Here is a 23741-nt window from a genome sequence, read left to right as displayed (position 1 = left end):
ATATCTTGTGCGGGGCAGCTTAATGCAGGGTTTGAGAACGATTTCTGTCGCAGTGATGGTAGCGGCCTTGGGAGTGTCCGTCCTCGGCTTGTCCGAGGCAGGGGCCCGTTCGCTCTACGATGCCGATCACCCGGCAGAATTCCCGCCAGCGTCCTATAAAGGACTGCAATATGTCGACAGCCGGGGCTGTGCCTATGTGCGTGCAGGCTCTGGCGGCGCGGTGCAATGGGTGCCGCGCGTGTCGCGGGATCGTCGGGTGTTGTGCGGCTTCAAACCGACATTGGCCCAGACCGAAAAAAGCCTGCCGGTGATCCCGGATCCTGTCGGTGCGACGCCGAACACGGTGGCGGCCGCGATTGCGAAACCCGTGCCGCAAAGTGGCGCTCCGGTGGCCCCTGTTTCCGTAAGTGCTGAGAATGCCCCCAAGCCACAACAGCCAAGCCTGCCGCCGCTCGCGCAGCTCGCCGGGAAGACCGTCGGCGAGCGCGGCTGTGTGGCTTCCGTGGCGGACGGCCAAGTACGCTGTGCCACCGATACTGTCGAATATATTCTCAAGCGTCTGCCCGCAGGCGTCACCGTGCGCACCGCCGACGGTCGCCGTATGACCACGACGGAGCCGACGCTGGTGCGTGTGCCGGTCAAACGTGCCGCGCCCATGCCTGCGCCGATCATGGTCGCGACTACTGCTCCGGCCAACGTTGCGCCAACTGGCACGGTCGCCCTGACGCAATGCGGCGGTCTTTCGGGCAATGCGGCGCAATATTTGAACACCAACGGACGCTATGCCGTGCGTTGTGGTCCTCAGGCAGTGCATCCCTCTGCTTACATTCAGCAAAGGGTCCAATTGCGCCTCTCGACGCAGAGCGCCAATCAGCAGGCCGTGGCCCGCGCTGCAGGGATTGAGCCCTACGCGCTGCCGCGCCCTGTGGTGGGAACTCTGCCGGAGGGCTATAGCCGCGCTTGGACCGACGGACGTCTCAATCCGAACCGTGGTCCGCAAACCGCGCGGGGCGATTTGCAGATGGCGCAAGTCTGGACCCAGACCACGCCCGCCTATGACCTATACACGCCGCGCCGCAAGACCTTTTGGGAATGGCTCTTCGGCACGCCGGTCAAGACGCGGGCCGTCACGGTTCAGGCTCCGTATTATGCACCGCAAGGAGAGGCGCTGGTCCAGATTTCGACCAAATCTGTCGCGCCCGCCCGCACGCCGACTGTTGTCAATACGGCGGTGGCTCAGGTGCAAAAACAACAACAGGCGCAGGCTTTGCGCTATGTTCAGGTGGGCACCTTCGGTGTCCCCGAAAATGCCGAGCGCTCAATCGCGCGCCTTTCGGCCATGGGCTATCCGGTTTCGTCGCAGATTCTGCGCCGAGGCGGAAAGCCTTTGAAGATTGTTCTGGCCGGCCCCTTCGCCCGGCCCGAGCAAACCCTGTCCGCTTTGTCTGCCGTTCGTGGGGCAGGCTATGGGGACGCATTCGCGCGCAAATAGCGTTGAGTTAGACGAGGCAGAACAATAAAAAAGAAACCCCCGCATCTGGCGGGGGTATTCTTTTATCTGCAGTTGGCTTTGTCGCGTATCGTCAACCGCCACACACTCCTTGTAGAGCAACCCAATCGCCATCTGACAACACGGGTCGAGTGGTCTCAATCTGGACTCCATCGGCCTCGATCAGGGGGAGGACGCTTTCGCCGGTGATGTCGCGGGCATAGGCATAGGGGGCGCTATGCACCTCGGCTGTTTCAAACGCTGCGATCAGCATCGTGTCCTCGACCGGAGCCACGGGGGCCGTCAACAGGCTCTCGGCATGGGCGTCGAGGATTTCGGGCGGGATATGCCCGGTGGTCAAAAGTCTGAGCGAGGTGGTGAGACCTGCGTCTTGCAACAGGCGTTCAAGCGGGTCCTGTTCCTCCGCTCGCACCAGTTCAGCGAGCACATAGCCCGCCAAAACCTCGGGGTCTTCATGATCCTCCACGATGGAGCGGTTCAACAGGATGATCTTGCCGGGAAGGTGCTGCGACAGGGCGACTCCGCTGGTAAGCACGACGATTTGGCCACCACCGCCGGGCATGAGACGCTTTTTCAATGTGTTGAGCGCGCGAGCCCCATGAACTGTGTCACAAGGCGCACCGGCGAGGCGCTGAATTCGGTCCAAAAGCTCTTGGCCGATTTCGGCGCGGGTGACGGGGGGCACGATGGTGACGGCCTGACGAATGAGTGCGCCCGGAAGCCAGAACACGCCCAGCCCAAGGATCGCAGCCGCCCCAAGCCCGATCATCGCCCCGCGCAACCGACCGGGATGCGGTCTGGCGCGATCAATCGCACGGCGGATGCGGTCGATCGCCTCGATCATCAGTTCGTCGTCGATCTCCAGTTCTTCGCCGCTATCGGATGCCGGGCGGTAGCGGGCGGGGGTCTCCCCCTCGGCGGTGAGGCGTTCAATGGCGGGCAGGGACCAATGCGTCAGAGGCTTGCCGTCGGTGCGATCATCGCTGAGCGTCAAGGTCGCCTCACCGACGGACACGATCACGGAACGGCGCTGGCTTTCCCCTTCGGGAAGCCAGAGGCCGGGGGCTTCAAGCCGTTCGAATTCCGTAAGCGCGATCATGCGCGGGCTGCTCTTTTCATCGTTGTTTCGGGCAATCTATCGCGGAACGTCGGGCGCCACAATCGTTCTGGGAAGCGAAGATAAAAAGCATTAGTCTTTGGTCATGATCATCTCGCCGGGCCGCCGCTATATCTTTGTTCACATTCCCAAAACCGGGGGCACGGCGCTGGCGCAGGCGTTGGAGTCGCGTGCGATGGCCGATGACATTCTGATCGGCGACACACCCAAGGCCGTTAAGCGACGCGGGCGGGTCAAGGGACTGAGTGCTGCGGGGCGGTTGTGGAAACACTCGGGCCTTGCGGACATCGAAGGGGTGGTCGCGCGCGAGGACTTTGCGGATCACTTCATCTTCACCCTTGTGCGCAATCCTTGGGATCGTTTCGTGTCCTATTATCACTGGCTCGGGGCGCAACGTTTCGAGCATCCTGCGGTGGCCCTGGCCAAGGCGTCTCAGTTTTCCGAATTTCTGAATGCGCCTGAAACCGTGAAAGGCCTTTCTGTCCCCGCCCGCGCTTACATGTGCGACGGGGCAGGGCGGGAGCGGGCCAATCTTTACGTGCGGCTTGAGGCGCTCGATGAGGATCTGGCACCGCTCTGGGATCATTTGGGCTTTGATCTCTCGCCAATTGCGCCGGTGAATGAGTCGATGCGCAACCGCGATTATCGGACCTATTATTCGGAGGCCGATGCGGCGCTTGTGGCCCGGATCGCGGCGGAGGATATTGCCCGATTTGGCTATGGTTTTGACTGATTGGTTGCAGCATCTTTGAGCTTATGTGGGCTTTTTTGCCTGAAAATGTATCATTTGACCCGAGATAATGCTGCGATGCAGCATTGTTGATCTTTTTTGGGAAAGCCAGCTTTTAAACTGAGACCACGCCTCGTGCAGGGGGAATGATTAGGGCGCGAGGGTTCACAACTACGGAGCCCGATCCATGTGTATCTCAGCCGAAGCGCTCGCGCTTTTCCTCAATCTCATCGTCGCGCCGGTCACCTCGGAGCCGGGGCGGATCATCGTGCATGCCACGGAACAGGACGCCCACTGGGTGCAGGTCGAAGACCGCTGGTGCACCATGGCGCCGCAAATCCAAGGCCGCGAAATGTTCGCTGAACTGGCCAAAGAAGACGCATAAAAAAAGCCCTTCCCAATTTGGGAAGGGCCGATTTTCATGTGAAAGCAGTTCAGGCGGCTTTGCTGTCCACTCCCGTGCCGAAGCGACCGTAGAAGGTCTCGCCCGAAGCCGCCATCTCTTGCAGGAGCTTCGGTGTCTCAAACCGCGGCCCGTGCGTGGCGGTGAGATTGTCGCAAATCTCCACCGCTTTGCCTGCTCCGATGATGTCGAGCCAGCTAAACGGCCCACCGGACCAAGGCGCAAAGCCCCAGCCGAGGATCGCGCCCACGTCGCCCTCGCGGATGTCTTCCAACACGCCCTCTTCAAGCGCGCGGACGGCTTCCAACACCTGCGCCATCATCAGACGGTGCTGGACCTCGTCGAGGTCGGGCTGGGCGTCGGCCACCGGGAACTCTTCGTTGAAGCCTTCCCAGAGATAGCCGCGCTTGCCCTTCTCGTCGTAGTCATAGAAGCCCGCGTTGGCCTTTTTGCCCAGACGCCCCTGATCGAACATCCAGAACACCACCTCGTCCACGGCCTCATCCGGGTAGGCATCGCCCATCGCGGCTTTTGTGGCTTTCGCGATCTTCACACCGAGATCAATCGAGGTTTCGTCAATGAGCTGAAGCGGCCCGAGCGGGAAGCCCAGAAGCTTCGCAGCATTCTCAATGAGCGGCAGATCCACACCCTCGGCCGCCATGCGCACCCCCTCGTTGATGTAGGGGATGATGCAACGGTTGGCGTAGAAGAAGCGCGCGTCATTCACGACGATCGGGGTCTTGCGGATCTGGCGCACGTAATCGAGCGCTTTCGCCACTGCCACGTCGCCGGTTTCCTTGCCCTTGATGATCTCCACGAGGAGCATCTTGTCCACGGGGCTAAAGAAGTGGATGCCGATGAACTGCTCCGGGCGCACAGACGCCTTGGCCAGCTCGGTGATCGGCAGCGTCGAGGTGTTTGACGCAAAGATGCAGTCCGGGCCCACGATGGCCTCGACTTTCTTGGTCATCTCCGCCTTGACGCCGATGTCTTCGAATACGGCTTCGACGATCAGGTCACAGCCCTTGAGAGCGTCGAGATCGGTGGTCGCGGTGATGCGCGACAGCACTTGCTCTTTCTTCTCCGTCGTTACCTTCTTGCGGGAAATGCCCTTGTCGAGGAGGGCTTCGGAATAGGCTTTGCCCTTGTCCGCGGCCTCTTGTTTCATGTCGATCAACACGACCTCGATGCCCGCATTGGCGGAGACATAAGCGATACCCGCGCCCATCATGCCTGCGCCCAAGACGCCGACTTTCTTGACGGTCTGGTCCGCGACCTCGGGACGGTTCGCACCCTTTTCAAGCGCTTCTTTGTTGATGAACAGCGACCGGATCATCGACGACGACGACGGGTTCATCAGCACATGGGTGAACCAACGGGCTTCGATCTTGAGGGCGGTGTCAAACGGCACCTGCGCGCCTTCATAGACCGCCGAGAGCAGGGCTTTCGCCGCCGGGTAGACGCCCTGCGTGTTGCCGTTGACCATAGCGGAGGCACCGACGAAGGTCATGAAACCTGCCGGATGGTAGGGCGCGCCACCGGGCATTTTCCAGCCTTTCGCGTCCCAAGGTTTCACGATGTCCGTGTCTTTCGCGTTCAACACCCACTCTTTGGCTTTCGCCAAAAGTTCGCCGGGTTCCACCACCTCTTGAATGATGCCCGCGCCCTTGGCTTTCTTCGGGTCCAGCATCTTGCCCTCGAGCAAGATCGGCGCCGCCGCCATCGCGCCGACCATGCGCGAGACGCGTGTGGTGCCGCCCATGCCGGGGAAGATGCCGACTTTGATTTCCGGCAGGCCGATCTTGGCCTTCGGATTGTCGGCAGCAAAGATGCGATGACAGGCCAGCGGAAGCTCCAAGCCAATGCCAAGCGCCGTGCCCGGCAGGGCCGCCGCGACCGGCTTGCCACCTTTGTTGGTCTTCGGGTCCATGCCTGCGCGTTCCAGTTTGCGCAGGATCGCGTGCATGTTCATGATGCCGTCGAACAGCCCCTTGGCGGGCTCGTCACCGGCCTCGTCGCGCATCCGGGCGATGATGTTCAAATCCATGCCACCAGCGAATGTGTCCTTGCCGGAGGTGAGCACGATGCCTTTGACGGCCTCGTCTCCCAACGCCTTGTCGATACAGGCGTCCAGTTCGGAAATCCCCTCCATCGAGAGCACGTTCATGCTCTTGTTCGGGATGTCCCATGTGATGATCGCGACGCCGTCCGCGTCTACGGAGTAGTGAAAATCGGTCATAGCGTTCCCTCCCTTACACGCGTTCGATGATGGTGGCCGCACCCATGCCGGATGCGATGCAGAGCGTGGCAAGGCCCACGCCTTTGCCAGACCGCTCCAGCTCGTCCAACAGTGTGCCGATGATGATCGCGCCGGTCGCGCCAAGTGGGTGGCCCATGGCGATGGAGCCGCCGTTGACGTTGACCTTGGAACTGTCCACGTCAAAGGCCTGCATGAAGCGCATGACGACAGAGGCGAAGGCCTCGTTCACTTCGAACAGGTCGATGTCGTTGATCGACATGCCGCTGTCGCGCAGGATTTTCTCGGTCACAGGAACCGGACCCGTCAGCATGATGGTCGGATCGGTGCCGATCTTGGCGGTCGCGCGGATACGGGCGCGCGGCTTGAGGCCGTATTTTTCGCCGAATTCCTTGTTGCCGATCAAGACGGCGGCGGAGCCGTCGACGATCCCCGACGAGTTGCCCGCGTGGTGGATGTGGTTGATCAGTTCCAGATGCGGGTATTTCATCAGGGCGATTTTATCGAACCCCGGCATGACTTCGCCCATGTCTTTGAACGAGGCCTTGAGTTGGCCGAGCGCGTCCACGGTCGTGCCCGGACGCATGTATTCATCATGGTCGAGAATGGTCAGCCCGTTGATGTCTTTGACCGGCACGATGGATTTCGCGAAACGGTTGTCTTTCCATGCCGCTTCGGCGCGGTTCTGGCTCTCGACCGCCAGTGCATCGGCCTCTTCGCGGGTGAAGCCGTATTCGGTGGCGATGATGTCCGCCGAGATGCCCTGCGGCACGAAATAGGTCTTCATCGCAATCGCCGGATCGACGGCAATCGCCGCCCCGTCGGAACCCATGGCCACCCGGCCCATCATTTCGACGCCACCGGCGATATAGGCCATGCCCGCGCCACCTTTGACTTGGTTGGCGGCGAGGTTCACGGCCTCCATGCCCGAGGCACAGAAGCGATTGATCGCGAGGCCGGGGATGGATTGGTCCAACTCAGAGGCCAGAACGGCGGTGCGCGCGAGGCAGCCGCCCTGTTCGCCCACTTGGGTCACGTTGCCCCAGATCACGTCCTCAACGGCATGGCCCTCAAGCCCGTTGCGGTCTTTGACGGCATTCAGCATCTGCGCGGAGAGCGCGGCCGAGGTCACCTCGTGCAGGCTCCCGTCCTTGCGCCCTTTCCCGCGCGGGCTGCGCAGGGCGTCATAAATATAGGCTTCGGTCATAGTCTCCTCCAAAGTCTTGGCAGTGGCGTTTCAGGCCCGGATATCAAAGTCGGTCCGATGGATTTCCGGGCATCATGTCGTATGGGTGTTTCCAGCCGGGCAGGGCGCTGATGCGATCCAGCCAGGCGTCGATATGGGGCCAGTCGGTGCGGTCAAATCCGAAAGGCTCCGGGTAAAAGAGATAGGAGCAACAGGACAGATCGGCGGCGCTGATCTCCTCCGTTCCGGCCAGCCATGTGCGCTCCGCAAGTGCGTCATTCAGGACCGTAAAGGCGGCTTTGAGGCGGCCTTGCATAAAGGCGATCACCTCAGTCGGGCGTTTGTCCTCGGGCAGGAAGTTCATCAAGAACCGCGTTGTGCCAGCCTGTGCGGACATCTTGTGATTGTCCCACAGGACCCAGCGCAGGACCTCGCGCCGCTCTGCCTCGGTTTGGCCCTCGAGCTTGCCGGTCTGACGCGCGATATAATCGAGGATCACGCCCGATTGCGTCAGCACGAGATCGCCGTCGACATAGACCGGGCATTCGCCCATCGGGTTCAGTGCGCGGAAGGTCTCGGAGCGGGCCTCGCCATGGAAGAAGTCGACATAGACCGGGGTCCAGTCGAGGCCCGCAAACGTCAGGCCAAGCGCCACCTTGTAGGAGTGGCCGCTCTCTCCAAAGCAATAGAGTTGAATGCTCATTCCACGTCTCCCTTCCTGTTATAGCTAGGGCGGATGGCGCGGGTTTTGAGGGCGTTTTCTCGGATAAAACACTCTTGGCGCATCACATGCCCCTTGCGGGCCTGTTGGGTATGATGCGCCGGGCGTTTCATCTCTTTCTTGTCTCCAAATCCGAATTGAACAGGCGCAGCCTGTGCGTCAGCTTTTCTTCATCCGTGACGGAGTTGAAATTCTCGAACAGGAAAGACAGCGCCTCCCCTTCATCGAGTCCCGCCTCCCTCGCGAAACTTCTGAGACGACGATACCCGTCTTCGGTCATGGAAACAGGAAAACGCCGCGTCATTCTGAACCGCTTTGCCATGGTTACGCTCCGTCATTTCGTCTTTTCAGACGCATCAAAAGAAAAAGCCCCGCCGCGAAGGGCAGGGGCCTCATGTTTCGGGTTGAATGCAGTTTAGAACGCCTCGGCGGGGAGAGTCATCACCGGATCGGCACCGGATTCGATGCGTTTCAAAAGCGTGCCGGTCATCGGCAGTTGGCGGGCCATGTAATAGCGCGCGGTGGTGAGCTTGTTCTGGTGGAACTCCGCATCATCCGTGCCGTTTTCCAACGCCGCCAGCGAGACTTTCGCCATCCGCGCCCACATCAGACCGAGGCAGACATAGCCGAAGAGATGCATGAAGTCATAAGAGCCGGACAGAGCCGCGTTCGGGTTTTTCATGCCGTTCTGCATGAAGAACATGCCCGCGCCCTGAAGGTCTTTTGAGGCGGCTTTCAGCGGGTCGACGAATTCGGCCATGTCGCCGTCGCCGTTCTCTTTGCAGAAAGATTTCACCATCTCGAAGAAGGCCATGACGTGTTTGCCGCCATCGGTTGCCAGTTTGCGGCCCACGAGATCGAGCGCTTGCACGCCGTTGGCGCCTTCGTAGATCATGGCAATCCGGGCGTCGCGGGTGAACTGCGACATGCCCCATTCTTCGATATAGCCATGGCCACCGTAGACCTGCTGCGCGTTCACGGTTGCCTCATAGCCTTTGTCGGTCAGGAAGCCCTTGAGCACCGGGGTCATCAAAGAGATGAGGCCGTCGGCGTCCTTGTCCTCGGAACGATGCGCCTGGTCGATGAGCTGCGCGCCCCAAAGCATGAAGGCCCGGGCGCCCTCGATGAAGCTCTTTTGATCCATCAGGTTGCGGCGGATGTCCGGGTGGACAATCAGCGGATCGGCGGGGCCGTCCGGATTTTCGACGCCGGTCACGGCGCGGCCTTGCAGGCGGTCCTTGGCGTAGATCACCGCGTTTTGGTAAGCGGCGTCGGCTTGGGCGAGACCTTGCATGCCGACGCCCAGACGCGCTTCGTTCATCATGGTGAACATGGCGCGCATGCCTTTGTGTTCGGTGCCCAAGAGATAGCCGGTCGCCTCATCGTAGTTCATCACGCAGGTCGAGTTGCCGTGGATGCCCATTTTCTCTTCGATGGAGCCGACAGACACACCGTTGCGCGCGCCCGGATTGCCATCCTCATCGACGATGAATTTCGGCACGATGAACAAGGACACGCCTTTGATCCCCTCAGGCCCGCCGACAATCTTTGCCAGCACGAGGTGGATGACGTTTTCGGACATGTCGTGATCGCCCGCCGAGATGAAAATCTTCTGGCCGGAGATCTTGTAGCTGCCGTCCGCTTGCGGCTCTGCCTTGGTGCGCATGAGGCCCAAGTCGGTGCCGCAATGCGGTTCCGTCAGGTTCATCGTGCCGGTCCAGTCGCAGGACGTCATCTTCGGCAGGTAGGTGGCCTTTTGCTGATCCGTGCCATGGGCGAGGATTGCGGAGGCCGCACCATGGGTCAGGCCCTGATACATGGTGAACGCCTGGTTCGCGGCGGAGAACATTTCGCCCACGGCGGTGTTGATCACATAGGGCATGCCCTGACCGCCGTATTCCTCCGGCATGTCGAGACCGGGCCATCCGCCTTCTTTCACTTGCTCGAAAGCCTCTTTGAAACCTGTGGGCGTTGTCACAACGCCGTTTTCGAGTTTGCAGCCTTCCTGATCGCCGATCACGTTCAAGGGTGCGATCACCTCGGAGGCCAGTTGGCCCGCAGCTTCAAAAATGGCTTCGGTAAACTCGGGTTCAAGATCGGCGTAGCCCGGAATATCGGAGCCCGAAATGTTCAGCACATCGTGCAGAACATATTGAATGTCTTTGGTCGGAGCCGTGTAGCTCGGCATGGCGTGTCTCCCTTTCACTCAGCGCGCGGGGAGACTTTTTCGTCACCCGACGCGTTTCAATCCTTCGATTTGTCCTTCGACAAATGCGATTTCATCCTCCAGATCGGTCATGACCGCGATCAGCGCCTGTTTCTGCGCTTCCATTTCCGCGCGCTTCGCGTGATAGGCCGTTAGCGTCTCACGCAACTGCTTTTCGCCGTGATCTTCCTCCTTGTAGAGATCGAGCAGCTGCCGGATCTCTTCAAGGGCGAAGCCAAATTTCTTGCCGCGCAGGATCAGCGTCAATCGCGCCCGGTCCCGTTTGGTAAAGAGCCGTTTCTGACCCTCGCGGATCGGAAACAAAAGCTCCTTGGCTTCGTAAAAGCGCAATGTGCGGGGCGTCACGTCGAACGCATCACACATTTCACGGATCGTCATAACCTCATTCGTCACGTCGGCGTGCTCCGGTCTCGTCGCTTAGGTGGCTGGTCCTATGGGGTAAACCCTCGGGACGTGGCGACCTGTTCTGAGGCGCGAAGCTTTGCCTTCGCACTTACTCTAATCTTATCACAGAGGCCTCTTTAATCGAAACGTGGCGTCACTTTTGGGCGACGCGACGAGGATAAAAGCTCTGCTGAACTCCGACAAAATATTCTTTCGCGCACGTCAATGCAAACGATTTGGTTTAGATTTGGAGAAGTGAATGTTTTTAAAGGAATATAGTTATTTAAAGCGCTTTGGTGGTCGGCCGGTCGTTCCTATAAATGACGTATCGCGCAGCCGGTTTCAGGCTGCGTGTGTGGGGCGAGTCTTGGGGGGCTTGTAATGGAACGTAACGTCGCAAGGGCGACAACGGTCGGACGCGGTTTAGCCAGAAAAGCTCTTCGCTGTCTCTTCACGCAGCTCTTTGAGTTCAGCCAAGGCCTGATCAAGCTCACGTTTTTGCTCTTCGAGCGCGGTCAGCTGACGATCGGCAAGTTCAAGGAAAGCCTGTGCTTGCGCCGCCGTGCCCTTTTCGCCGTAGATCAACAGCCACTGCCGGATTTCTTCCAGAGAAAACCCATATTTACGCCCGCGCAAAATCAGTTTCATGCGCGCCACTTCACGCGGCGTATAGAACCGTGACCGACCCTCCTTTTCGGGGGCCAACAACTCGATATATTCGTAGTATCGCAACGTGCGCGGGGTCACATCGAACTCGGCGCACATCTCTTTGAACGTGAGACGTTGATCGGACATGGCTTCTCTCTCCTCACGTCGCATCTAAACTGATGAGTTCAGTTTGGCAACTCTATTCCGCTGTCGTGCGCGACCATAGCCACGCGCGAGGGGACGGATCAAGCCATGTTCCGCACACAGGTTTCGTTGCGTCAGCTCAGGGCGCGCGTATGTGCTTTGCATGATTTTCTCCTTGCAGCGAGAGCGGCAGGACACATTATGAACACGCCTGTCAGCCACCTCACTAAAAGCGCGCCGACAGAGCCGAGACGCAAGACCATAAAGAGAAGATCATGTCCGCCGACCGCACCGAAATCGCCCGCCAATTCATTGCGAGCCTGCCGCACTGCGAGGCGCTTGGCATGGTTTTGACAACCATTGGGGAAGGCGAGGCAGAGGTTTACATGCCTTATTCGGAAAAGCTCATTGGGGACCCGGAAAGCGGCGTGATCCACGGTGGCGCCGTTTCGGCCCTGATGGACACCTGCGCGGGCGCTGCGGTGATGAGCCATCCGAACGCAGGGCTTGCGACCGCCACGCTCGATCTCAGAATCGACTATATGCGCGCAGCCAAACCCGGCGCGACGATCACGGCCCATGCAATTTGCTATCACATGACGCGTGCTGTGGGATTCGTGCGGGTCTCCGCCACCGATGGGGCCTCCGATGTGCCGGTCGCCGCCGCCACTGGCGCCTTTACTGTGGAAAGGGGCAACTCATGAGCCGCGCAAAACCCGAACCGATTCAGGTCGTTAAGGAACGCCGTGATGCCGCGCTCTCAGCCCTGGTGGCGCGCGTGCCCTATATCGCTTTCATGGGGTTCGAATTCGAACGCCGCGGTGATGAGTTGACCGCCGTGATGCCCTATCGCCCCGATTTGATCGGCAATCCAGCGCTGCCTGCGTTGCATGGTGGAGCTTTGGCAGCCTTTCTCGAGGTGACCGCCTTGATCACTTTGAGCTGGTCGATGGTCTGGCCCAAGATCGAAGCGGGTGAGACCGTGGATGTGCTGCCGAAGTTTCCGAAAACCATCGACCTGACCGTTGATTACCTGCGTTCCGGCCTGCCGCGCGATGCCTATGCCCGTGCCGAGATCACACGCGCCGGGCGGCGTTACGCCTCGGTGCAGGTTGAGGCCTGGCAGGACAACCGCGCGCGCCCGACTGTGCATGCGACAGGGCATTTCCTGATGCCGGACACTCGCACTCCCAATGACTGAAGCGCTTCCCCTGACCCATCGACGGGTCCTGAAAATCGCGCTGCCCATCGTCTTGTCCAACGCCACTGTCCCTATTTTGGGCGCGGTCGACACCGGCGTCGTGGGGCAAATGGGGGAGGCCGCGCCCATCGGAGCGGTCGGGCTTGGCGCGATTATTCTAGCGTCTCTTTACTGGGTCTTCGGCTTTCTACGTATGGGCACGACCGGTATGGTCAGCCAGGCGCGGGGCGCAGGCGATACGGCCGAAGTGGCCGCGCTTTTGACCCGCGCGCTGATGATCGGCGTCATCGGTGGCGGGCTCTTGATCCTCTTTCAAGCGCCGCTCCTCTGGGCGGCGTTTCAAGTGGCGCCGGCCTCAATCGAGGTCGAAAGCCTTGCGCGCAGTTATATCGGCATCCGCATTTGGTCCGCGCCGTTTAACATCGCGGTTTTTGGCCTCACCGGCTGGCTCATCGCACAAGAGCGCACGACCGGGGTCCTTCTGCTGCAACTCTGGATGAACGGTCTCAACATCGGGCTCGATCTCTGGTTCGTTCTGGGGCTGGGGTGGGGCGTCGAGGGCGTGGCAATCGCGACGGTTCTGGCCGAGGTCTCCGGCGCGGGTTTTGGCCTCTGGCTCTGTCGAGATGCCTTCAAAACCACACTCTGGCGCGATTGGGCGCAGGTCTTCGATGGCGCGCGGTTGATGCATATGCTGCGGGTCAACACGGATATCCTGATCCGCTCCGTCCTGCTTTTGGGCATCATGGTGAGCTTCACGTTCTTTGGCGCGGGTTTCGGCGATCTGACGCTGGCCTCCAACCAGATTCTGATGCAATTCATCGAAATCACTGCCTACGCGCTCGACGGCTTTGCTTTTGCCGCCGAGGCCATTGTCGGGAATGCCTTGGGCGCGCGGTCGCGCATGGCGCTGCGCCGAGGCGCGGTTTTGGCGTCCTTTTGGGGGCTGATCGTGTCCGCTTTGCTGGCATTGGGATTTGCCGTCTTGGGCGGCACGATCATCGACGTGATGACCACCGCGCCAGATGTGCGTGCGGAGGCGCGCACCTATCTGCCGTGGATGGTGGCCGGGCCTTTGTTGGGGCTGGCGGCCTGGATGCTCGACGGGATTTTCATCGGCGCGACGCGCACCCGCGACATGCGCAATATGATGGTGCTGTCGCTTTTGGTCTATCTGGCGGCGGTGGCCGTGTTGATCCCGCTATGGGGCAATCACGGGCTTTGGGCGGCGCTTATGATCAGCTACATCGCCCGTGGCGCGACGCTGTTTGCGAAATATCCGGGGCTGGAGCGGAGTGCTGAGGTCTGATTTGAGTATTTGGGCAGCAAAGGAAACGGCGGCTTAGAGCCAGTCGCCGCGTCCTGTGCCAACCGCCTCCGAGACGTGGTCGAAACCGTCTTTCGCCAGCAAGTCGTCGAGGCCGCGCGCGATGCGAGGGGCGAGCGAGAGGCCTTGGTAGACCATCGCGGAATAGAGTTGGACCAAAGAGGCGCCCGCGCGGATTTTCGCATAGGCATCGAGCGCCGAAGAGATGCCGCCAACGCCGATGAGCGGCACGTCGTCGCCCAATTCGCGGGAGAGCGTTGCGAGCACGCGCGTGGACTTTTCGAACAATGGACGCCCGGAAAGCCCGCCTGCTTCGCCTCTATGTGCAGATTTCAAACCTTCGCGCGACAGCGTGGTGTTGGTGGTGATGACGCCGTCGATGCCGGATTTGCGGGCGACCTCGGCGATTTCCTGTAGCTCTGTCAGCTCAAGATCGGGGGCGATTTTCAGCAAAACCGGCACCGCGCGTTTCAGGCCCTTGCGGGCGTCGAGGACGCCGGCCAAGAGCGCTTCGAGCGCTTCGGCACCTTGCAGGTCGCGCAGCTTCTCGGTGTTGGGACTCGACACATTGACCGTCGCAAAATCGATGAAATTGCCGCAATGCGCCAGAACCTTGGCGAAATCCGCGGCACGATCTTCGCTGTCCTTGTTGGCGCCGAGGTTGAGGCCAACGGGAATGTCGATGCCGTTGGCGGCGTGACGGCTGCGGGCGAGGCGGTTGGCGATCTCTTCCATGCCGTCGTTGTTGAAACCGAAGCGGTTGATCACCGCGCGGTCTTCTGTGAGGCGAAACAGGCGCGGCTTTGGATTGCCGGGCTGCGGACGTGGCGTGGCCGCACCCAATTCGATAAAGCCAAAACCCGCGCGCGAGAGCTGCGGGATGGCTTCGGCATTCTTGTCGAACCCTGCCGCGAGGCCGACAGGGTTAGGCATCTCAATCCCGGCGAAGGTGGTTTTGAGCCGGGGCGAGGTGACCGGACCGGGCAGGGGGGCAAGCCCTGCACGCAGCGCGGAAAGAGAAAGCGTGTGCGCCTTTTCCGGGTCAAAGCTGCGCAGGACCATCATGCCGAATTGTTCGAAAATAGACATTTGCGGCTCCTAGGGGCTCAGGACAGATCGGGGAAGATATGGCCTTCTGGGCCAAGCGGCAGGGGTTTGACCCAAAGGATGTCCTCCATGGTCAGCGCCCGGTAGAGGTGCGGGAAAAGTGCGCCGCCGCGTGAGGGTTCCCATTTGAGATGGGGCGCAAGCGCATCGCTTTCGAGCGCAAGAAGATGCAGGTTCTCTTCACCCGCGAACCATTTCGCGGCGGTCTCGGCGACCTGATCTTTGGTGGAGAAATGGACATAGCCGTCGGCGAGATCCACGGGGGCGCCGAGGGTCTCGCCAGCGGTCTGCATTGCCGTCCATTCGGGGGCACGGAAGATTTTGTAAATCAGCATGGCTTCCAGATGCCAGTGCCGGGCCGCGCGGTCAATGACACTTTCACGCAGAGGCGAAAATGCCGCGTGGTTCAGAGCCAGCGGTGGCAGTGCTTGTGGATCGCCGGAATGATGACAAAGACCATGGAGCCGACGATCATGGGCACCATAATGAGGTTGCGTTGCCAGATCTGCCACTCGGAGGTGAAGGGGGTGAGCGCGTAGATCACAGCGGTCACCAGAGGGTAGACGCCCATAAAGACAAAAAAGCTGAAACGAAGGCGGTTGGGTTTTCTGGGAGGAGTTTTGGATGGGGTGGCGGTGGATGCAGACATATGGTAGCTCCAAAGAGAACGATGCGTTTCGTTAGAGTTATATGAACGATGCGTTTTGATATGTAAAGGATCAGCTTGTGACAAATCCTGTGGCAAATCGCACAGCCCCCTCCGCGGAGGCGATGGGCGGAGAGGGGAAAAAGTCTCGGCCGCAACGTCGATCCATTGGAGCGCGGCGCAATCCCGCGACCGAGGAGGCGATTTTGGAGGCGGCCGAGGCGCTTTTGGTCGAGAAGGGCGTGAAGGGGTTGACCATGGAGGCCGTGGCGAAGCGTGCGCGGGCGGGCAAGGCGACGCTATATAAGTGGTGGCCGTCGCGCGGTGCCTTGCTGGTTGCGGTCTATGAGCGCGCAAAGGGCAGCCATACGCATGGGGATAAAGGCACTTTGATTGCCACAATCTCGGCGTTTTACCGCTTTGTATTCACGCATTGGCAGACACCGAAAGGGCAGATATTCGCACTGATCATCGCGGAGGCGCAGTGCAACGCGGATGTCGCGGAGGCCTTGGAGGGGTATCGCCTTGAGCGGCTTGAGGCGCTGCGTGATGTGGTTGAAATCGCGATCGAACGGGGAGAGGTAAAGCCGGGTGTGTCCGCCGAGGGCATCGCGGAGACGATTATGGCGGCGGCCTGGATGCGGCTTTTGACCGGAAGGCTTGAGACCGACCCTGAACGACTGGCGCATGAGGTGCTGGACGGGTGGCTGAGTGGGCCAAACGTCGAAAAAGGATGATCTGCCTGTCATTGCATCGTTACAAATCCGTTACGTTGCGAATGTAGCCAAATCCCAGCACTGGGCTTTGACTCTTTGATAAACTTTGGTCAGGCTCGGGGTCATCTAGTTTAACAGGGGGCACGATATGCTCAAAAAAGTTCTCACCACCACCGCTGCAATGGCTCTGATGGCCGGCGCGGCGCATGCCGAATATACGCTGCACATTCTTCACACCAACGATTTGCACAGCCGAATCGAACCGATTACGAAATACGACAACACCTGCGCCGAAGAGGATAACGCCGCGGGTGAGTGCTTTGGCGGCTATGCCCGTCTGGCCACGAAAGTCGCCGAAATGCGCGCTGAACTCGACGGTGAGAACGTGCTCCTGCTGGACGCCGGCGACCAGTATCAGGGCTCTCTGATGTACACGACCTACAAGGGCGATGTCGAAGCCGAGATGATGGAAAAGATCGGTTATGACGTGATGGCGCTGGGCAACCACGAATTCGACGATGGTCCCGATGGCACGCTCAAGCTGATTGATAACGTCTCCTTCCCGGTGATCTCCGGCAACCTCGATGTGTCGCAATCCAACATTTTGGCGGACAAGGTGAAGAACCATGTTGTGCTTGAGGTGGGCGGCGAAAAGATCGGTATCATCTCCGCGCTCGCAGTCGACACGCCAGAGACCTCCAGCCCCGGCCCGAATGTGATCTTCCAAGACGAAGCCGACAGCCTTGCCGCAGATGTGGCCGCGCTTGAGGCCGAAGGTGTGACCAAGATCATCGCCTTGACCCACGTGGGTGTGAAAAAAGATATGTCTCTCGCGGAAGAGGTCGCTGGCATTGACGCTGTGGTCGGAGGTCACTCCCACACGCTGTTCTCCAACGAGATCGAAGGCGCCATGGCTTACCCGACCATGGTTGGCGAGGTCCCGGTGGTCTCCGCCTATGCCTACTCGAAATATCTCGGTCACCTCGTGCTGACCTTTGACGACGATGGCGCGTTGATCTCCGCCGAGGGCGCGCCGATCCTGCTCGACGCTTCCGTGGCGGAAGATGAAAGCATCAAAGCGCGTGTTGCCGAACTGGCCGGACCGATCAACGAGCTGAAAGCTACGGTCGTCGCGGAAGCCGCCGCTGACATCGATGGGGCTCGCGAAACCTGCCGTGCGGTTGAATGCGCCATGGGCAACCTCGTGGCTGACGCCATGCTGGAGCGTGTGAAAGATCAAGGCATCGAAATCGCGATCCAAAACGGCGGTGGCCTGCGCGCCTCCATTCAAAGTGGCCAGGTGACCATGGGCGACGTGCTCACGGTTCTGCCGTTCCAGAATACGCTTTCGACCTTCCAGGTGACAGGCGAAACCATCGTCGCAGCGCTTGAAAACGGTGTCTCGGAGATGGCCGATGGCGCGGGCCGCTTCCCGCAAGTGTCCGGCATGTCCTACACCGTTGACCCGAACGCCGAGGTCGGCGCCCGTATTTCCGACGTGATGGTCGGCGGCGCTCCGATCGAGATGGACAAGGTCTATGGCGTGGCGTCCAATAACTACGTCCGCAACGGCGGTGATGGCTACAAGATGTTCCTGAGCGCTGAGAATGCCTATGACTTCGGCCCCGATGTCGCCGACGTTCTGGCCGATTATCTGATCGCAAACGCGCCCTACACGCCCTACACGGACGGTCGCATCACCGTGAAGTAAATCGCGGAGCCGCGATGGGTAATAGGCGGTTCGATCTAGACAAACGGAAAAGCCCTCGCGAACATGCGGGGGCTTTTCTTATGGAGGGACGACGATGCACGGGCGGTGTACATGTGGTGAGGTGGAATTCGAGGTCACGGCCCCGCCGATGATTGTGCATTGCTGTCATTGCACTTGGTGTCAGAGGGAAACCGGATCGGCCTTTGCGCTGAATGCCTATGTCGAGACATCTGAGATTAAACTCACCAAGGGTCTGCCTGATATGGTGATGACGCCCTCGAACTCGGGTCATGGCCAGACCATTGCGCGGTGCCCGACCTGCAAGGTCGCGCTGTGGTCCCACTACGCGGGCTCGGGAGAGGCCTTTGCCTTCGTGCGCTGCGGCACGCTTGAGGAGCGCGCTGAGATCGTGCCGGATGTGCATATCTTCACCTCGACGAAACTGCCTTGGGTCGTTTTGCCCGAAGGGGCGCAGGTGTTTGAGGGCTTCTACAAGCCGAAAGAGGTCTGGTCCGCGCAAAGCCTCGCGCGGTTCAGGGCCGCGAAGGAGGCGTAGATGGATCACCCACTCATCGATCTGATCAATCAGAAGATCGCCGAGGCCGAGCGTGAGGGCGCCTTTGACAACCTGTCGGGGGCGGGCAAGCCCTTGCCGCAGGAGGACGACCCGGAGAACGCCTTGCTCAATCGGGTGATCAAGGAAAACGGTGGCGTGCCAGAGTTCGTAACTCTGTCGCGGCATTTGGAAAAACTGCGCGAGGAGTTGCGTGAAACGGGAGACCGGACACGGCGGACCGAGATCATGAAGGAGATGTCGATGATGGACGCCAAGATCGATCTGGCGCGTAAGGCGCATCGGTGAGAGACCGCAGCTGGCTCTCGAACTTACAAGCTCTAGAGGCGTTGCCGCATTTTTCGTGCCCGCTTCCCTTACGCTGCACAGCTGATGTTGTGGCGATGGGGGCCGGACGAGTTGGCGAAATGTCAGATCGATTCTCCTGCGGCCTCGCCCATTGGGCAGGGAGCGCACTATTTCATTCCCTCACCTGCACGATCGCCTCTGGCCCCCGTCGCCCCAGCACGTAAAATGCGCCTATGTGCGGACGTTTTGCCCTTTCCATGCCCAGTGACGCCATGGCGCAGCTTTTCAAGGCCGCGCCCGCGAATGACCTGCCGATCCTGCCTAATTATAATATATGCCCGACGACGCAGATTCATGTGATCTACCGGGAAAGCGAGCAGGATAAGGGCCAGCGCCGCCTCGTGCCGATGCGCTGGGGCTTTGTCCCGCATTGGTATAAAACGCCGTCTGACGGGCCGCTTTTGATCAACGCACGCGCCGAGACCCTCGCCGAGAAACCCGCCTTTCGCGAGGCCTGTCGCGCGCGCCGGTGTCTCATTCCGGCGGATGGGTTTTATGAATGGTTTCGCCCCGAAGGGGGGGAGAAGCTGCCGTGGTACATCCAGCCCTCTGGTGAGGGCCCGATGGTCTTTGCGGGCATTTGGCAAACGTGGGAGCAAAACAGTGAACGGCTGACGACTTGTGCTATGGTCACGACCGAGGCCACGGGGCGGATGGCCGAAATTCATCACCGAATTCCTGTTATTTTGCAGCCCCACGACTGGGGCAAATGGCTGGGTGAAGAAGGGCATGGCGCCGCACGTTTGATGCAGCCTGCTTCTGACGACTCGCTCAAGTTTCACCGCGTCGGCAAGGCCGTGAATTCCAATCGGGCCAGTGGCCCTGAGCTGATCGAGGAGATCGAAGAATGAACACATCGCTTCTGGAGGGGCCGTCTGCGGCGCTGGCGCATCTGGGTATTGAAATGACCGGGTGGGACAGGGATGTGGCGCGCTTCGAGGCGACGGTGGCGCCCGAGCACCTGAACCGTTCGGGCCTTCCGCATGGCGGCGTTTATGCCACAATGCTCGACACCGCGATGGGCTATTCTGGGGCTTACACGGGTGACCCGGAAGATCGGCGCATGACGCTCACCTTGTCGCTGAACATCAACTATCTGTCGCGTCCAAAAGGCACGCGGCTGATCGCAGTGGGGCGGCGTCTGGGCGGCGGGGCCAAGACGTTTTTCACTGAAGGGCACTTAACCGATGAGACCGGAGAATTGATCGCCACAGCGCAGGGGACGTTTCGGGTGCGATCCGGTGGATAACTCGCATTCAATATATTGAATTTGTATTCAAGACCTGATATCTTAGTCCCAAACTTGGCATACCTTTTATGGAGAATCCCCCATGTCCATCGACCGCGCTGTGTTCCGCTTTGCCGGCATCATGGTCCTGATCAGCGTTGCGCTGACCCAGTTCGTCCACCCCGGCTTTGTTTGGTTCACCGTCTTTATCGGCGCCAACCTGCTGCAATCGTCCTTTACCGGCTGGTGCCCTGCGGCCAAAGTCTTTGCCAAACTCGGCATCCCGGCAGGCTGTGCCTTCGAGAAGTGATCTCGGAGCGACATGACGTTTAAGCGGGGTCCTTTGCGGCCCCGTTTTTTATGAGAATTTTTGCCAAAGAGAACCGCAGGACGACCTTTCGCCGGGCCACAGATTTCGAGATGGAGGGGGATTTTGGAGCGGGCGGCGGGAATCGAACCCGCGTCATTAGCTTGGAAGGCTAAGGTCTTACCACTACACAACGCCCGCCGCGTAGAGCCCTGTGTTTAGGCTATGGATTTTGGAGCGTCAAGTGGTCAACGGCGATGCCATTTGTGAAGGGCTTTCGGCACGTGCGATCACGATTTGGGTGCGGGGCTTGACTTTGGTCAAATTCCTGATTGAAAAGCTCGGATAAGGCCGTCTCGATAGACGCCGTGCTTTGGAAATCTGCCCATGCTTTTCAGGAAGCCCATGATGAAAACGCTCGCCCTGCCGCTCTTCTGCACTTTGCTGGTCACGCCCGCGATGGCGGAAGACCTCGCCACACTCGAAGGGCTGGGGGAGGCGCTGTTTTTTGACGAAAACTTGTCAAAGAACCGCACGCAATCCTGTTCGACCTGCCATGATCCCGAATATGCCTTTGCCGATCCGCGTGGCATGGCCTCGCCGGGCGACGATGGTGTGTCTTTGGGCGACCGCAACGCGCCGACTGCGAGCTACGCGCATTTCGCGCCGATGTTCGAAAAGCTTGATGAGGGCGTTTATCGCGGTGGGCAGTTCCACGACGGACGCGCCGCGACCTTGGCCGATCAGGCGGGCGGGCCGCCGTTGAACCCGATCGAGATGGGCATGTCGGATGCGGCCTCCGTGGTGGCGCGACTAGAGGAAAACCCAGCCTATGTCGTGGCTTTCAAAGATCTGTTCGGCGACGAGATATTTGCCGACCAAGACGAGGCCTATGGGGCGATGACCAAGGCGATTGCGGCCTTTGAAGGCACCGATCTGTTCTCTCCTTTTGACAGCAAATACGACCGCTACCTGCGCGGGGAAGCAGAACTGACGCGCGAGGAAATGCTGGGCGAGACGCTGTTCTTTTCTCAGCAATTCACCAATTGCAACCTGTGCCACGAGTTGTTGCCGCGTGCGGGGATGGAGGGCGAGACCTTCACCAATTACGAATATCACAACATCGGCGTGCCGGAGAATGGCGCGCTGCGCGACATGAACGGCGTTGGGCGGGGGCAGGTCGATCTGGGGCTGGCGCAGAACGCGCTGGTCGAGGATACGGCGGGTTTAGCAGGCAAGATCAAGGTGCCGACGCTGCGCAACGTCGCCGTGACCGCGCCCTATATGCACAACGGTGTGTTTCAGGACCTGCGCACGGTCGTGCTGTTCTACAACACCTACAACACGAAATCCGAGGCGCGGATGCTCAACCCGGAAACCGGCGAACGCTTTGGTGCGCCGGAGGTGCCGCAGAACCTCTCGATGGAAGAGCTGACCACGGGACCGGCGCTTGAGGATCGCGAGATTGACGCGCTTGTGGCCTTTATGAAGACCCTGACGGATGCGCGTTACGAGCACTTGCTCGACGAGTGATCACAGCGCGAGCGCTTTCGGCACATCCTTGAGCCTTGCACCATTGCCGAGATCGAGGGCACCTTGCCAGATGCCTTGCGCGCGCATCAAGGGCAGGGCGCGTGGGGTCGTTTGCGTGCCGTCGGCCAATGTGAGCGCCGCATCCCATTGGTCCTCGGACAGATCGCGCCAACAGACGTTGAGATGCACTTCGGAATGCTGGAATAGGTGCCGAAGCGCGCGGGCCGGAAGGGTCGCTGCGAGATCGAGCGAGGGCAGTTCTTCAGGCAACTCCAAGACTTCGCCCTTGTCCAAAGCCTCCAAAGCCAGCGCCTGATAGCGGGCCTCGTAACTGACGCGGACAATGATATGCGCGCGGCTCAGGCCGTCGATAGCGGAGGGCGCATAGAGGTCGTCATCCGTGAGTTCCATGAGTTTGCGAGCGAAATAGGCGGTGCCGCGACGGGCGAGCAACAAATCTTCGGCGGGGGCGTTGGGGGCGTCGAACCGCGCCCCCTTGCCCAAACGTTCCTTTAGCGCTTCGCGGGCGGCGATGTCTGTCTCGGTGAGAGACATGTTATTGCCCCTCGACCATCTGACGCATGAAGCCCAGACGTTCCATGATCGGCGCGTCCGAGAAGCGGAACAGGTCGAACTGCGTCTCGGCCTGCAAGGACCACGGCACCCAAGACGGCACGACGAACATGTCACCTTTCTCCAACTTGTGGGTGACGCCATTCAGCACCACGGCGCCCTTGCCCTCAAACACTTGGAACACGGTCGAGCCGACTTCGTTGCGCGTTGCGGTTTCCGTACCTGCGCGCAGGCGGTGGAACTCGCAGCGGATCGTCGGCATCACGTCACCTCCGGTGGTCGGATTGACGTAGCGGATCGCGGCGTGGCCCTGTTCAACCGTGGCGGGCTGGCCCTCGTCTTCGAGCAAAAGCTGTTCGGTCAGCGCCCGGTCGGTGAACTCCCAACGATAAGCGCCAATCGGGGAAGACACAGTGTTTTGCAACTGCGACAGCGGGCGCAGACCCGGGTGGCACCAGAGCCGTTCGCCCCGCGAATAATCCGGCGTCGCATTGTCGGTCACTCGGTCAGACCCGAACTCGAAAAAGCCCACATCCATCTGTTGCGAGAACGGAATGTCCAGCCCGTCGATCCAGGCCATCGGCTCCGTCGCGACATTGTGGTGACCGTGGAAATTCCAGCCCGGCGTCAGCAACAGATCGCCGCGCGACATGCGCACCGGATCGCCGTTCACAACGGTCCAGACGCCTTCGCCCTCGACCACGAAACGGAAGGCGTTTTGCGAATGGCGGTGCTCCGGCGCGTTCTCGCCCGGACAAAGATACTGGATCGCGGCCCAAAGCGTGGGCGTCACATAGGCATTGCCGCCGAGACCCGGATTGGCAAGGCCAATTGCGCGACGCTCACCGCCACGCCCCACGGGCACCAGCTCGCCGGATTTTTCCGCCAGCGGCAAAAGATCGGCCCACCGCCAGACATGTGGCACAGCTTTGGATTTGGGCGTCATCGGCATCAGGTCGCCAAGCTGGGTCCAGAGCGGCAAAAGGTTGTTCTCTTCGAACCCTTTATAGAGTTCTCGCAGTTCCGGAGTGTCCTCCGGCTGCATGCCGTGCTCGATGGTGTCGTGGCTGCGATCTTCGGTCAGCATGGTGAATTTCCTCCGGGTTGGTCACGCGTCAGGCCGCGCGCATATTGGGCGACGCC

Annotated in this window: 27 protein-coding genes and 1 tRNA gene; 14 read left to right on the top strand and 14 right to left on the bottom strand. The window is 60.2% G+C overall.

Annotation, left to right across the window (positions count from 1 at the left end):
- The first annotated feature begins 22 nt into the window (after nt 1-22).
- Nucleotides 23-1492: an SPOR domain-containing protein gene (locus J5Y17_RS11615; protein ID WP_219785418.1), complete on the top strand. Its 1470-nt coding sequence runs from the start codon at nt 23-25 to the stop codon at nt 1490-1492.
- A gap of 91 nt (nt 1493-1583) precedes the next feature.
- Here the strand turns inward: J5Y17_RS11615 and J5Y17_RS11610 are convergent, their stop codons facing one another.
- A complete protein-coding gene (locus J5Y17_RS11610; protein WP_219785417.1) occupies nt 1584-2609 on the bottom strand; it encodes a hypothetical protein in 1026 nt (341 codons plus the stop codon).
- 103 nt (nt 2610-2712) lie between these two features.
- Between J5Y17_RS11610 and J5Y17_RS11605 the strand changes: the two genes are divergently transcribed.
- Together J5Y17_RS11605 and J5Y17_RS11600 are read left to right on the top strand one after the other, a co-directional pair.
- Nucleotides 2713-3360 (top strand): sulfotransferase family 2 domain-containing protein, encoded by a 648-nt coding sequence (locus J5Y17_RS11605; protein ID WP_219785569.1) that lies wholly within the window; start codon nt 2713-2715, stop codon nt 3358-3360.
- Nucleotides 3361-3544: 184 nt separating this feature from the next.
- Nucleotides 3545-3742 (top strand): hypothetical protein, encoded by a 198-nt coding sequence (locus tag J5Y17_RS11600; protein WP_219785416.1) that lies wholly within the window; start codon nt 3545-3547, stop codon nt 3740-3742.
- A 49-nt stretch (nt 3743-3791) separates the two neighbouring features.
- Here J5Y17_RS11600 and J5Y17_RS11595 read toward each other — a convergent pair whose 3' ends face one another.
- From J5Y17_RS11595 to J5Y17_RS11570, 7 genes are all read right to left on the bottom strand, one after another.
- The gene (locus J5Y17_RS11595; RefSeq protein ID WP_219785415.1) at nt 3792-5999 is read right to left on the bottom strand and encodes a 3-hydroxyacyl-CoA dehydrogenase NAD-binding domain-containing protein; all 2208 of its coding nucleotides are present in this window, start codon (nt 5997-5999) and stop codon (nt 3792-3794) included.
- Nucleotides 6000-6012: 13 nt separating this feature from the next.
- The gene (locus J5Y17_RS11590) at nt 6013-7224 is read right to left on the bottom strand and encodes an acetyl-CoA C-acetyltransferase (protein ID WP_219785414.1); all 1212 of its coding nucleotides are present in this window, start codon (nt 7222-7224) and stop codon (nt 6013-6015) included.
- Between the two features lie 43 nt (nt 7225-7267).
- Nucleotides 7268-7906, bottom strand: coding sequence for a glutathione S-transferase family protein (locus J5Y17_RS11585; RefSeq protein ID WP_219785413.1), 639 nt, complete (start codon nt 7904-7906; stop codon nt 7268-7270).
- Between the two features lie 127 nt (nt 7907-8033).
- Complete coding sequence (locus J5Y17_RS19215; RefSeq protein WP_255572052.1) at nt 8034-8246, bottom strand: hypothetical protein; 213 nt, start codon at nt 8244-8246, stop codon at nt 8034-8036.
- Nucleotides 8247-8339: 93 nt separating this feature from the next.
- A complete protein-coding gene (locus J5Y17_RS11580) occupies nt 8340-10112 on the bottom strand; it encodes an acyl-CoA dehydrogenase C-terminal domain-containing protein (protein WP_219785412.1) in 1773 nt (590 codons plus the stop codon).
- Between the two features lie 42 nt (nt 10113-10154).
- Nucleotides 10155-10544, bottom strand: coding sequence for a MerR family DNA-binding transcriptional regulator (locus J5Y17_RS11575; RefSeq protein WP_219785411.1), 390 nt, complete (start codon nt 10542-10544; stop codon nt 10155-10157).
- 414 nt (nt 10545-10958) lie between these two features.
- Nucleotides 10959-11330, bottom strand: a complete 372-nt coding sequence (locus tag J5Y17_RS11570; RefSeq protein ID WP_219785410.1) for a MerR family DNA-binding transcriptional regulator — start codon at nt 11328-11330, stop codon at nt 10959-10961.
- Nucleotides 11331-11602: 272 nt separating this feature from the next.
- Here J5Y17_RS11570 and J5Y17_RS11565 point away from each other — a divergent pair, with 272 nt between their 5' ends.
- The 3 genes from J5Y17_RS11565 to J5Y17_RS11555 are packed head-to-tail and all read left to right on the top strand — an operon-like array spanning nt 11603 to nt 13837.
- Complete coding sequence (locus J5Y17_RS11565; protein ID WP_219785409.1) at nt 11603-12031, top strand: PaaI family thioesterase; 429 nt, start codon at nt 11603-11605, stop codon at nt 12029-12031.
- A complete protein-coding gene (locus tag J5Y17_RS11560; protein ID WP_219785408.1) occupies nt 12028-12528 on the top strand; it encodes a PaaI family thioesterase in 501 nt (166 codons plus the stop codon). Before J5Y17_RS11565 ends, J5Y17_RS11560 begins: the two co-directional genes overlap by 4 nt.
- The gene (locus J5Y17_RS11555) at nt 12521-13837 is read left to right on the top strand and encodes an MATE family efflux transporter (protein WP_219785407.1); all 1317 of its coding nucleotides are present in this window, start codon (nt 12521-12523) and stop codon (nt 13835-13837) included. Before J5Y17_RS11560 ends, J5Y17_RS11555 begins: the two co-directional genes overlap by 8 nt.
- Before the next feature lie 33 nt (nt 13838-13870).
- Here J5Y17_RS11555 and J5Y17_RS11550 read toward each other — a convergent pair whose 3' ends face one another.
- The 3 genes from J5Y17_RS11550 to J5Y17_RS11540 form a co-directional block, all read right to left on the bottom strand.
- Nucleotides 13871-14944 (bottom strand): quinone-dependent dihydroorotate dehydrogenase, encoded by a 1074-nt coding sequence (locus J5Y17_RS11550; RefSeq protein WP_219785406.1) that lies wholly within the window; start codon nt 14942-14944, stop codon nt 13871-13873.
- Nucleotides 14945-14961: 17 nt separating this feature from the next.
- On the bottom strand, nt 14962-15297 hold the full coding sequence (locus tag J5Y17_RS11545) for a DUF952 domain-containing protein (RefSeq protein WP_219785405.1): 336 nt from the start codon (nt 15295-15297) through the stop codon (nt 14962-14964).
- Nucleotides 15298-15368: 71 nt separating this feature from the next.
- Nucleotides 15369-15611, bottom strand: coding sequence for a hypothetical protein (locus J5Y17_RS11540; RefSeq protein WP_219785404.1), 243 nt, complete (start codon nt 15609-15611; stop codon nt 15369-15371).
- Nucleotides 15612-15688: 77 nt separating this feature from the next.
- On the opposite strand from J5Y17_RS11540, the gene J5Y17_RS11535 reads away from it, so the two are divergent.
- The 7 genes from J5Y17_RS11535 (at nt 15689) to J5Y17_RS11505 (ending at nt 20495) form a co-directional block, all read left to right on the top strand.
- Nucleotides 15689-16345, top strand: coding sequence for a TetR/AcrR family transcriptional regulator (locus J5Y17_RS11535; protein ID WP_370628931.1), 657 nt, complete (start codon nt 15689-15691; stop codon nt 16343-16345).
- 127 nt (nt 16346-16472) lie between these two features.
- Entirely contained in the window at nt 16473-18035 is a 1563-nt protein-coding gene (locus J5Y17_RS11530; RefSeq protein WP_219785403.1) for a bifunctional UDP-sugar hydrolase/5'-nucleotidase, read from the top strand.
- 94 nt (nt 18036-18129) lie between these two features.
- Complete coding sequence (locus J5Y17_RS11525; protein WP_219785402.1) at nt 18130-18591, top strand: GFA family protein; 462 nt, start codon at nt 18130-18132, stop codon at nt 18589-18591.
- Entirely contained in the window at nt 18592-18897 is a 306-nt protein-coding gene (locus J5Y17_RS11520; RefSeq protein ID WP_219785401.1) for a DUF1992 domain-containing protein, read from the top strand.
- A 233-nt stretch (nt 18898-19130) separates the two neighbouring features.
- Nucleotides 19131-19808 (top strand): SOS response-associated peptidase, encoded by a 678-nt coding sequence (locus J5Y17_RS11515; RefSeq protein ID WP_219785400.1) that lies wholly within the window; start codon nt 19131-19133, stop codon nt 19806-19808.
- Entirely contained in the window at nt 19805-20206 is a 402-nt protein-coding gene (locus J5Y17_RS11510) for a PaaI family thioesterase (protein WP_219785399.1), read from the top strand. The genes J5Y17_RS11515 and J5Y17_RS11510 overlap by 4 nt, the downstream gene beginning before the upstream one ends.
- An 82-nt stretch (nt 20207-20288) precedes the next feature.
- Nucleotides 20289-20495, top strand: coding sequence for a DUF2892 domain-containing protein (locus J5Y17_RS11505; protein WP_219785398.1), 207 nt, complete (start codon nt 20289-20291; stop codon nt 20493-20495).
- A 124-nt stretch (nt 20496-20619) separates the two neighbouring features.
- Here J5Y17_RS11505 and J5Y17_RS11500 read toward each other — a convergent pair.
- Nucleotides 20620-20693: transfer RNA gene (locus tag J5Y17_RS11500), tRNA-Gly, on the bottom strand.
- Nucleotides 20694-20897: 204 nt separating this feature from the next.
- On the opposite strand from J5Y17_RS11500, the gene J5Y17_RS11495 reads away from it, so the two are divergent.
- Nucleotides 20898-22025: a cytochrome c peroxidase gene (locus J5Y17_RS11495; RefSeq protein ID WP_219785397.1), complete on the top strand. Its 1128-nt coding sequence runs from the start codon at nt 20898-20900 to the stop codon at nt 22023-22025.
- On the opposite strand, the gene J5Y17_RS11490 is transcribed toward J5Y17_RS11495, so the two are convergent.
- The gene (locus J5Y17_RS11490; RefSeq protein WP_219785396.1) at nt 22026-22580 is read right to left on the bottom strand and encodes a maleylpyruvate isomerase N-terminal domain-containing protein; all 555 of its coding nucleotides are present in this window, start codon (nt 22578-22580) and stop codon (nt 22026-22028) included.
- Nucleotide 22581: 1 nt separating this feature from the next.
- Nucleotides 22582-23685 (bottom strand): cupin domain-containing protein, encoded by a 1104-nt coding sequence (locus tag J5Y17_RS11485; RefSeq protein WP_219785395.1) that lies wholly within the window; start codon nt 23683-23685, stop codon nt 22582-22584.
- Nucleotides 23686-23741 lie beyond the last annotated feature (56 nt).

The sequence above is a fragment of the Celeribacter sp. PS-C1 genome (assembly GCF_019429625.1).
GTDB lineage: Bacteria > Pseudomonadota > Alphaproteobacteria > Rhodobacterales > Rhodobacteraceae > Celeribacter.
This window is presented reverse-complemented; position numbering and strand designations above follow the sequence as displayed.

Excerpts from the sequence above, each read along its gene's own strand:
- J5Y17_RS11615 (WP_219785418.1), top strand. The coding sequence starts at position 23 with ATGCAGGGTTTGAGAACGATTTCTGTCGCAGTGATGGTAGCGGCCTTG.
- J5Y17_RS11610 (WP_219785417.1), bottom strand. The coding sequence starts at position 2,609 with ATGATCGCGCTTACGGAATTCGAACGGCTTGAAGCCCCCGGCCTCTGG.
- J5Y17_RS11605 (WP_219785569.1), top strand. The coding sequence starts at position 2,713 with ATGATCATCTCGCCGGGCCGCCGCTATATCTTTGTTCACATTCCCAAA.
- J5Y17_RS11600 (WP_219785416.1), top strand. The coding sequence starts at position 3,545 with ATGTGTATCTCAGCCGAAGCGCTCGCGCTTTTCCTCAATCTCATCGTC.
- J5Y17_RS11595 (WP_219785415.1), bottom strand. The coding sequence starts at position 5,999 with ATGACCGATTTTCACTACTCCGTAGACGCGGACGGCGTCGCGATCATC.
- J5Y17_RS11590 (WP_219785414.1), bottom strand. The coding sequence starts at position 7,224 with ATGACCGAAGCCTATATTTATGACGCCCTGCGCAGCCCGCGCGGGAAA.
- J5Y17_RS11585 (WP_219785413.1), bottom strand. The coding sequence starts at position 7,906 with ATGAGCATTCAACTCTATTGCTTTGGAGAGAGCGGCCACTCCTACAAG.
- J5Y17_RS19215 (WP_255572052.1), bottom strand. The coding sequence starts at position 8,246 with ATGGCAAAGCGGTTCAGAATGACGCGGCGTTTTCCTGTTTCCATGACC.
- J5Y17_RS11580 (WP_219785412.1), bottom strand. The coding sequence starts at position 10,112 with ATGCCGAGCTACACGGCTCCGACCAAAGACATTCAATATGTTCTGCAC.
- J5Y17_RS11570 (WP_219785410.1), bottom strand. The coding sequence starts at position 11,330 with ATGTCCGATCAACGTCTCACGTTCAAAGAGATGTGCGCCGAGTTCGAT.
- J5Y17_RS11565 (WP_219785409.1), top strand. The coding sequence starts at position 11,603 with ATGTCCGCCGACCGCACCGAAATCGCCCGCCAATTCATTGCGAGCCTG.
- J5Y17_RS11560 (WP_219785408.1), top strand. The coding sequence starts at position 12,028 with ATGAGCCGCGCAAAACCCGAACCGATTCAGGTCGTTAAGGAACGCCGT.
- J5Y17_RS11555 (WP_219785407.1), top strand. The coding sequence starts at position 12,521 with ATGACTGAAGCGCTTCCCCTGACCCATCGACGGGTCCTGAAAATCGCG.
- J5Y17_RS11550 (WP_219785406.1), bottom strand. The coding sequence starts at position 14,944 with ATGTCTATTTTCGAACAATTCGGCATGATGGTCCTGCGCAGCTTTGAC.
- J5Y17_RS11545 (WP_219785405.1), bottom strand. The coding sequence starts at position 15,297 with ATGCTGATTTACAAAATCTTCCGTGCCCCCGAATGGACGGCAATGCAG.
- J5Y17_RS11540 (WP_219785404.1), bottom strand. The coding sequence starts at position 15,611 with ATGTCTGCATCCACCGCCACCCCATCCAAAACTCCTCCCAGAAAACCC.
- J5Y17_RS11530 (WP_219785403.1), top strand. The coding sequence starts at position 16,473 with ATGCTCAAAAAAGTTCTCACCACCACCGCTGCAATGGCTCTGATGGCC.
- J5Y17_RS11525 (WP_219785402.1), top strand. The coding sequence starts at position 18,130 with ATGCACGGGCGGTGTACATGTGGTGAGGTGGAATTCGAGGTCACGGCC.
- J5Y17_RS11520 (WP_219785401.1), top strand. The coding sequence starts at position 18,592 with ATGGATCACCCACTCATCGATCTGATCAATCAGAAGATCGCCGAGGCC.
- J5Y17_RS11515 (WP_219785400.1), top strand. The coding sequence starts at position 19,131 with ATGTGCGGACGTTTTGCCCTTTCCATGCCCAGTGACGCCATGGCGCAG.
- J5Y17_RS11510 (WP_219785399.1), top strand. The coding sequence starts at position 19,805 with ATGAACACATCGCTTCTGGAGGGGCCGTCTGCGGCGCTGGCGCATCTG.
- J5Y17_RS11505 (WP_219785398.1), top strand. The coding sequence starts at position 20,289 with ATGTCCATCGACCGCGCTGTGTTCCGCTTTGCCGGCATCATGGTCCTG.
- J5Y17_RS11495 (WP_219785397.1), top strand. The coding sequence starts at position 20,898 with ATGATGAAAACGCTCGCCCTGCCGCTCTTCTGCACTTTGCTGGTCACG.
- J5Y17_RS11490 (WP_219785396.1), bottom strand. The coding sequence starts at position 22,580 with ATGTCTCTCACCGAGACAGACATCGCCGCCCGCGAAGCGCTAAAGGAA.
- J5Y17_RS11485 (WP_219785395.1), bottom strand. The coding sequence starts at position 23,685 with ATGCTGACCGAAGATCGCAGCCACGACACCATCGAGCACGGCATGCAG.